Raw genomic sequence first — 6,961 nt, forward strand, 5'->3', positions numbered from 1 at the left:
CTGGAGGCTCAAGCACAGAAGCCAATGAGGCGCCCCCCCCCCCCGATTAGATGGAGGGCGGACATCAACATCGAGGGGGTCAATTTTGGACGCTGATTGGGGGTCACTTTTCGGTGCTGTTTGACAGGCGGTGAAGTTATGTTATAGTCCGATTGGTGGTCATGCCGCTTTGGGTGCCCTTTGGGCATCCCGGTATACTTCCATGGGCCGCAGTCCGTCAAAAGCGGTATGGGGCCGTTGCTCATTGTACAATCTGAACCAGTCGTCGAGCGCTTCCCGGGCTTGGCTGCCGGTCTCCAGCTCTCGGGGGGAGATGCATTCCCATTTCACCGATCGCCACAGGCGTTCGATGAAGACGTTGTCCATCCATCGGACCTTTGCCATCCATAGTGTTGGACAGTCGCCAGGGCAGCACGGCTCGTCTGTGCCAGTCCATAATCACCACCAGATACAAATAACCACATTTCATGGGCATAGAAGTGATGTCAGCGCACCACACCTGATCCGGGTAGTCAATCTGCAGCCCACGCAAGAGATACGGATATATCCTGTACTCGGGATGTGGAACGCTGGTCCTGGTTTTTGGGCAAATGGCCATCAACCCCATTTTACGCATCAACTACCGTATGCGAGTGCCTGCTGATAAAGTTGCAAATCTTGCCAATGACACATGAAAACAGTTTGTTAGGCTTCCTAAATCCAGCTACGCCTTGCTCTCAAAAACAGTTACAGACCAACTCTATGAGTGACTGCACTTTCTTAATTTTAAATTATTTAACAGCAAAATCGAAGAAATGAGAACTTGGATGGGGTGCTTTTATATCCAGTGCCGGAAGACCATTTGCCCATGCGGGAAGCGTCTTGTTTTCAAGTGGAGTTTCCTAAAATCATCCGATTCTCGGTGACTCTGTTTGTTGTACGACTGGAAATGGTGGGTAATTTTTTTGTTTATGGGGAACATCATAACGATTAAACATGGGGAGGGGTCTCGCATGAGACGGAGCGCACATCAAGATCAGGGTATTGAAGTGAAGAAACGCCGCGCACACTGGCGCAGGCGCATGGTCATAGTCTGGAGCACGGCTTGGCTGCTGGTGGCTCTGGTCGTTGCGCCGGCCTTGGCCACTACGATTACGAAGACGGAGTCGGGATTTGCCTACGGGGTGTATAGTAAAAACTCCCTCACCTATCCCCAGGTTGCCAGCGGGGATGCGATTTTGGCCATTGCCACTGCGGCCAGAAGCACTTACGGCGGAGATCCTTATGCTTATGCCTACGGTATCTATACGAATAACGGCTCACTGACGATTGACAACGGTGTGCTTGGGTCAGTTTCCGCCTCAGCGACGGGCACGCCTAATTCTACTGTAGGAGCCCATGGGCTTTATTCAACAAGTGATTTAACAATCAATCATGGCCTTTCCGGAACAGTCTCCGCCTCTGCAATAAATACAACAAGCACTAAAGGCATGCCGTCTTTATCTGCTAATTCTCTTTACTCTTTATCCGGTGCGTTGACCATTAATGGAGGGCTATCCGGAACAGTCTCCGCATCTTCTACGACACAAGACTCTGTCTCTATGAACTCAGCTCAAGGCCTAAGTTCGACAGGTGGGCTTATGAACGGCGGGCAACCGGGCGCGTTGACTGTAAACGGCGGGTTGTCGGGCACAGTCAATGTCGCGGCAAGCGGTGGCACTTGGACTGTGGCCACGGGATTATACGGCAGAACAGTGTCTCTGAACCAAGGATTCTCCGGCTTAATCCAGACCAAGGCAACCTCAAACGGCCTTATTGCTAATGCACTTGGCATACAAAGCTCATTCGCCAATCTGGATGGCGGACTTTCCGGCTCCATTATTGCCTCTGCCACGAACACGAATGCCTCGGCTTCGGCTGCTGGCATCAGTAACGGTGGCGCGATACTTACCGGGAACTTACAGACTACGTATGGTGGGCCTTTAATCTTGTCTAATGGACTGTCCGGCAAGATTACGGCCACGGCCAACGCCGCAGCAATTCAGGCTACCGCCTATGGCATTTATCAGAATGGCATATCATCGGATGGACTCTCTCCCTCGACCCTCACCACAAGTGGATCCTATACCTCGCCCCTCACCATCACCGGTGGGGTGTCCGGCACGATCACTACCTCGGCCACCAATACCGCGACGACATGGTATACCTACGAGTCACTGAATATATCTGTCGCTCCCAAGGCCACTGCGGCCGGCATTAATAGCGAAGGCCCCATGTCCGTGGCCGGCGGCGTCTCCGGGACAATCACATCTACGGCCAAGTCGGGCATCGACGGGAACGCCACGGCCTACGGCCTCTATGCCTCCGGGACCATGAACGGCGGCAACTCCTCCACCCCGCTGGGCATCTCCGGCACGGTCTCGGCCACGGCCAACGGCTTGGCTGCGGCGGTCTCTTCCGGCGGAGCCCTGAATCTAAACGTGACCGGCTCCCTCTCCGGCGTGGACACGACGGGTAGCGGCCAGGGCTATGCCATAAAGTCCGCCAAAGCCGACGACACCGTCACCCTGGGTACCGGCGCTACCCTCGTCGGCAAGGTGGATCTGGACGGCGGTGCCAACACCCTCAACCTGGTGGGCACGGGTTCGGCCTCCAACCAATTCCTAAACACCACCAACCTTGTCGTCGGTGACGGTGCCACAATTACCAATTGGACCCTGAATCCCACTGCGGCCACGGCCAGCAGCTTCGGCGGCCTGAACGTCAACACCAAAGCGGCCGCCACCATAAACGAGTACGCCACGGTCACCGGAAACATCGTGGACAACGGTGCCCTGACCTTTAACGTCGCTTCCACCCTGACCTACGGAGGCACCATCTCCGGTGCCGGCTCCATCGCCAAGTCCGGCTCCGGCAGTCTGATACTGACCGGCTCCAACACGTATTCCGGCGGCACCATTCTCAACGACGGTACAGTAAACGTGGCCTCCATGGCCAATCTGGGCACAGGATCCATCTCCTTTGCCGGCGGCACCCTCCTTATCAATGGCGTAAACGCCCTGGAAACCGGCTTCGCTGTGACAAGCAGCTTGGGCTTCAACACTTCCGCCACCGGTTCGCAGACCGTGGCCGGTTCCTATTCCGGCTCTGGCAGCATCACCAAGTCCGGTTCCGGTACCTTGACCCTGACCGGCGACAGCTCCAACTACACCGGCACGGCCACGGTCGCCTCCGGCAAGCTGCAGGTCGCCTCAGGGGCTGCGCTGGGCGGTACGTTGGTGGTCGATTCCGGGGCCACCGTCGGCGGCTACGGCACGGTGGACAACCTCACCAACAACGGCACGGTCTCTCCCGGTGGCTCCATCGGCACCCTGAACGTGGCCGGTAACTACACCCAATCCGCTGCGGCCACCTATTACGACGAGATCACCACCGGCGGCGTGGGCGACCGGCTTGACATCTCCGGTACGGCGAACCTCAGCGGAGGTGCCCTCTCGGTCCAGGCCACCCAGAGCTTCTACAACACCGGCAACACCTGGACGGTGATTACCGCAAAGGGCGGCCTGACCGGCACCTTCACCTCGGTCACCCAGAACCTCGATTCGCTGACCCTGCGGTTTGTGCCAGTGTACACGGACAACGCAGTGCTTCTCACCGCCATGCGCATTCCCTATTCCGCCTTCGCCGCAGACGGCCGTTCGGCCTCGGTGGGAACAGGCCTCTACCGGGCTTCCTATACCGCCACCGATGGCAGCGATATGGCCTCACTGCTGACCCTGCTGGACTATTCGCCGGCGGCGGTGGCCACCTCCACTCTGCAGATGCTGAGCCCGGAGCCTTATGACGCCTTCACCCAGAGCTTTTTCGACGGCTCCCGGGTGTTGACTGCGGCGCAGCGGGCCGGACTCCACGAAGGTGGCATTTCCGGTAGCCAAGCTTTTGCCGGCCCCATGGACACTGGTCCGGCCACGCTCATGGCCGTCAACGACCACGGCGGCGGGCAGGCCAGCTTGGACTCGTCCGCTAAAGGAACAGCGCCCATCACGGATTCCCGGTTCAGCGTATTCCTGCGTCCGTTCGGCATGTTGGCCCACCAGCAGGCCCGCTCCGAGCAGACCGGCTATACAGCCAACACCGGCGGCCTGACCGGCGGCCTTGAGTTCCGTCCGGTTTCCGGCCTGACCCTGGCCCTGGCTCCGGCGTTTATGACCCAGTCTGTCACCCTCAAGTCGATGGGCGGCGGCAACGGTACCGTGAGCGACTGGAGTCTGGCGCTCATGGGAGCCTACCGTCAAAACGATTGGTTCGTAGATGGCCTGTTCCGTCTGGGCTACGACACCACCACCGCCACCCGCAACATTCCGGTGTCAAACATGAACCGTTCGGCCCGGGCCGTGTGGAACAGCTGGAACACCACGACGTCGCTGGGCGGCGGCTACGACTTCCATGCCGGATCCGTGACCATGGGTCCCATCGCCTCGGTGGAATGGAGCACGCTTTCCCAGGAGCGCTACCGCGAAACTCGGGCCGGCGGCCTGGGTCTGCGGGTGAACGCCCGGTCCGACAATTCCCTGACCACCACCCTGGGCGGCCGGGTATTTCGCAAGTTCAAGACCTCCTTTGGGGCCGTCACGCCAGAAGTCCGGGCGGTTTGGGGTTCCCAGTGGCTGAATTCCCCCCGGACCATCACCGCCTCTTTCTGCGGCTCCCCGGATTCTGGCTTTAGCACCAAGACCGCCGGCCATGGCTACAATTCGGCCATCGTGGACGCCGGGGTAACCGCCAACCTGGGCAAGTCTCTTTCGGCCACGGGCCGGGTCGGCCTGGAATTGTTTCGGCCCGGCTACGACTCTCAGGCAGGCAGCGTCAGCCTCAAGTATTCCTTCTAACGCAGTACGCGCTCCGACCATCCGGGCGCACGCCCTGTACCTTCCCGCGACGGCCAGCGAACTCTCTGGCCGTCGCGGTGTTTGGAGCGACCGGCAACTATGGACCATGTTAATATTCTTCACAAAGGAGACCGACGGACATGAGAATGCTTGTATTGTTTTTGGTGGTTGGCTTTTCCCTCCTCTCCTTCACGACTGGGTACGCCCAGACCAGGATCGCGGTGGTCAACAGCCGAGAAATACTTACGAAATGCAATGCCGGGGCCAAATTGGTAAAAGGGATTCAGGACAAATTCGCTGACCGCCGCCAAGAGGCAGCTAAATTAGAGCAATGGGCGGGGAAACTCCAAAAAGAGGCGAGCGAATCAAATATTAAGGATGCCAGAAAAAAGGATATTATGGCTGAGCTGCAGCAGATTGGCGATAAACTGCAGCAGTTTACCCGGGATGTAACCCAGGAGGAGAATATCCAGTTCAAGCCTGTGGTGGACAAGGTCAATCAGGCCCTGGGCGAATATGCCAAGCAAAAGGGCATCAGCGGCATTCAGGACCGGGCTAACTATGTTTACGTGGGGCCGGACATGGACATTACCGAAGAGATAATTAAGAAGGTTAATCAAATGCCATGACCATTCTGATTCTTCCTTAGTCTTACTGTGTCATAAAATATTGCATGTGACTTTCACCCTCGGGCCCAACATGGGTAAGGACACGATTTGGCAAATAGGGGTCACCACACCAAACGGAAATTTGTGTACGCTGTTATGACTGAAAGCTGTCAACCCCTCATCTGCCCGCCCTCACGGGCGAGCTTTAACAGTCGATTCTGGTGGACCGTGTGTTCCAGTCCATCCGGCAGCCCCAGTTCACGCAGGGTCTTCAGCCGGTCCAAGTGGGCCAGCACATGCTTGGGCTTGGGTGGGCCCGGCGGCTGACGCAGCCAGATCAACCCACTGCCCTTGGTGCCTTCACGAATAGCCAGCAGTGCGTCGAGCGCTCGGCGGTGGTGATCGGTCAGGGGCGTTGTCAGCGCCTCATAGACCTGTCGCGTGCCGTGCGTCAGCGCTTCGCTGCACACCCGTTCGATTACGTAGAGCGCCGGCAGGATGATGCGTTGCTGCCGCAGCAGATCGACCAGCGCCTCGGCGAGCATGATACCCCGGTCGGTTTGCTTGGCCAGTTCGGCGAGTTGTTGCACGAAGTGCCGGTAATCAGCGGCCGCGAATGGTGTCAGGTTCAGCCATGCCTGCAATTCCAGCAGGTGCTCGCGTCTAGTCTCCGGGCGTTGCGCGTACTGTGGCCAGATGTTCGGCTCAATGTACAACTGGCTGCCGATGATATTCAGAAGGGATGCGGGAGGTCCCGCTTCACTGGGCAGGGCAAAGCCAGGATAGCGCAGGTAGCACAACTGCACTGCGAAGCCGAGACGGTTGTGATTTCCGCGCCGCTGACGTATCGCCGACAGGTCGGCCTCGGATAAGGTGTAGTGCCGGATCAGTTCATCGTCTGTCGTGGGGAATGCCAGCAAGGTGGCCCGCTCGGCGGGCGTCAACAGACTGCGGCGTGGCATGGTCAGTCGTTCGTTTTGAGGTACTGGTAGAGGGTTTCGCGGCTGATGCCGAACTCGCGGGCGAGCGGCGCCTTCTTTTCGCCGGCAGCGGCACGACGCCGCAGTTCGAGCACCCGATCTGGCGCGAGCGCCTTCTTGCGCCCCCTGTAGGCACCTCGCTGTTTGGCGAGCGAGATGCCCTCGCGTTGCCGCTCTCGGATCAAGGCGCGTTCAAACTCGGCGAACGCCCCCATCACCGACAGCATGAGGTTAGCCATTGGTGAATCCTCGCCGGTGAAGCTCAGGCTTTCCTTCACGAACTCGATACGCACGCCACGCTGGGTAAGGCTGTGCACCAGGCGACGCAGGTCGTCCAGATTGCGCGCCAGGCGGTCCATGCTGTGCACCACCACCGTATCGCCCTCGCGCACGAAGGCGAGGAGCGCGTCGAGCTGTGGCCGTCGAGTGTCCTTACCCGACGCCTTGTCGGTGAACACCTTGTCCACCTGAACGTGTTCGAGCTGCCGTTCCGGGTTCTGGTCGA

Annotated in this window: 3 protein-coding genes and 2 pseudogenes; 2 read left to right on the top strand and 3 right to left on the bottom strand. The window is 58.6% G+C overall.

Annotated elements, in window-relative coordinates; translation table 11 throughout:
- Positions 1–159: 159 nt before the first annotated feature.
- Positions 160–619: pseudogene (locus GTA51_RS21115) on the bottom strand (transposase); the annotation flags it as partial.
- Positions 620–1,967: 1,348 nt separating this feature from the next.
- On the opposite strand from GTA51_RS21115, the gene GTA51_RS19740 reads away from it, so the two are divergent.
- Positions 1,968–4,868 carry an autotransporter outer membrane beta-barrel domain-containing protein gene (locus GTA51_RS19740; RefSeq protein WP_160964192.1) on the top strand — a complete coding sequence of 967 codons (2,901 nt, stop codon included), beginning with the start codon at positions 1,968–1,970 and terminating at the stop codon, positions 4,866–4,868.
- A gap of 140 nt (positions 4,869–5,008) precedes the next feature.
- Positions 5,009–5,497: an OmpH/Skp family outer membrane protein gene (locus tag GTA51_RS19745; RefSeq protein ID WP_160964194.1), complete on the top strand. Its 489-nt coding sequence runs from the start codon at positions 5,009–5,011 to the stop codon at positions 5,495–5,497.
- Between the two features lie 158 nt (positions 5,498–5,655).
- Here the strand turns inward: GTA51_RS19745 and GTA51_RS19750 are convergent.
- Together GTA51_RS19750 and GTA51_RS19755 are read right to left on the bottom strand one after the other, a co-directional pair.
- A pseudogene (locus GTA51_RS19750) lies at positions 5,656–6,438 on the bottom strand (DUF4158 domain-containing protein); the annotation flags it as partial.
- A gap of 2 nt (positions 6,439–6,440) precedes the next feature.
- Positions 6,441–6,961, bottom strand: a 521-nt coding sequence (locus GTA51_RS19755) for a recombinase family protein (protein WP_160964196.1), incomplete at its 5' end; no start/stop codon positions are given.

This window comes from Solidesulfovibrio aerotolerans (genome assembly GCF_009856865.1).
Classification (GTDB): Bacteria; Desulfobacterota; Desulfovibrionia; order Desulfovibrionales; family Desulfovibrionaceae; genus Solidesulfovibrio; species Solidesulfovibrio aerotolerans.